General features: G+C 36.3%; 1 protein-coding gene and 1 pseudogene. One reads left to right on the plus strand and one right to left on the minus strand.

Annotated features, from left to right (window positions below):
• Nucleotides 1-85: 85 nt before the first annotated feature.
• Nucleotides 86-541 (plus strand): annotated as a pseudogene (locus SE27_RS13070) (IS3 family transposase); the annotation flags it as partial.
• 163 nt (nucleotides 542-704) lie between these two features.
• On the opposite strand, the gene SE27_RS13075 reads toward SE27_RS13070, so the two are convergent.
• The gene (locus SE27_RS13075; protein ID WP_406564553.1) at nucleotides 705-1,124 is read right to left on the minus strand and encodes a hypothetical protein; all 420 of its coding nucleotides are present in this window, start codon (nucleotides 1,122-1,124) and stop codon (nucleotides 705-707) included.
• Nucleotides 1,125-1,479: the final 355 nt, after the last annotated feature.

A 1,479-nucleotide genomic window follows, 5' to 3' on the forward strand; every position in this document is an offset into this window, starting at 1 on the left:
GTCTAACAGATACACAAAAGCCCTTAATGATTAAGGGCTTTTTTACATTCAAATTAAAACCAATTTAGAAACTAATTTAGTTTCTCCTATGGCTAAAGGCTTTGTCTATCTGTGTGCGATTATAGATTGGCATAGTCGTAAAGTACTGGCTCATAGTGTATCGATCAGTATGGAAACAGACTTTTGCATAGATGCGTTGCAAGAAGCAATTGTGAAATATGGTTGTCCTGAGGTGTTCAATACAGACCAAGGCAGTCAATTCACAAGCGAGGCATTTTTGAATGAGTTAAAATTGCGAAATATCCGTATCAGTATGGACGGAAAAGGACGGTGGATGGATAATGTGATGATTGAGCGTTTATGGCGCAGTGTGAAGCATGAGGAAGTCTATTTGAAGGCTTACGATACGGTTAAACAAGCAAAACAATCAATTGCTGAATATTTGGATTTTTATAACACGATACGTCCTCATTCAAGCTTGAATAAGGCAACACCAAATGAATTTTATGATCGACATTTACCAAAAGTAATGGCAGCATAATTTAAATATTTAGAGCGGATTTATCACTTATAAAACTAGATTGAGTGGTCTAATTAACGGAACCACATCACATTCGCCATCATACTCGTCACTATTCCAACGAATATTCGCTGTCTGCTGCCCAATTTGCTTCATAAATTGCTAATTAAATTTATAAAAGAGATTAGCCATAAGATTCACATTTCATTGCTTTGGCTGGGGTTATATTTTTCGCACTCACCAACTGACTAGAATCATACCCCTCAGTTTCTGCAATGAGTAATCTATAGTTTTTGATGGTTACTGTAGCTTTACCTTCATAGGTGCAATAGCCTTTCTTAATGCTGTTTGGCAATTTAAAGGTTTTTTTTGCTATTTCAAAGTTAGAAAAACAGAACCATGCATTACGTGTATCGCTTTTAGGACGAGGGATTAACGATGCTGATTTTTCGTCTGGAAAAAAGCAGACATCATCACCCATATAATCCACATATTCAGGATCAAGATTACGTGAATATGTACCGGTTAAAGTGGTTTGTCCTGTGTAATATTTTAGCTCTCCCTGAGTTTTGTGATATTGAAAAGCATGTGCACTCACTAACATTGGGCATAGTGCTGTAATACAAATAAAAAGTTGTTTCATTTCCCCCCCCTAAGTTTATTGTGCTGTCATCCCCTTGATACGGCACTGTAGAATATTTAAGCTGTACAATATCCCACCATATATCTAAATAGCAGTCAAATGTGGCTGTTATTTTCCATCTTTTTTAGAAGGGATGACGACACCCATTTCAGCACTGGTTGAGCCTGATTACTGATATTCTTTTTTTTCTGGATTGTAATTCACAATCAACTGTTGATTGGTCGGTTCAATACTACTGTAGTCTGCATTGGGTTTTTCACCGCTATAACTGACTTGAATTGGAAAATATTTTTTATCATTATCAATAACCTGGATC

The sequence above is a fragment of the Acinetobacter harbinensis genome, from assembly GCF_000816495.1.
In the GTDB taxonomy this organism is placed as follows: Bacteria; Pseudomonadota; Gammaproteobacteria; order Pseudomonadales; family Moraxellaceae; genus Acinetobacter; species Acinetobacter harbinensis.

Coding starts and splice junctions, on each gene's coding strand:
- SE27_RS13075 (WP_406564553.1), bottom strand. CDS start 1,124: ATGTTAGTGAGTGCACATGCTTTTCAATATCACAAAACTCAGGGAGAG.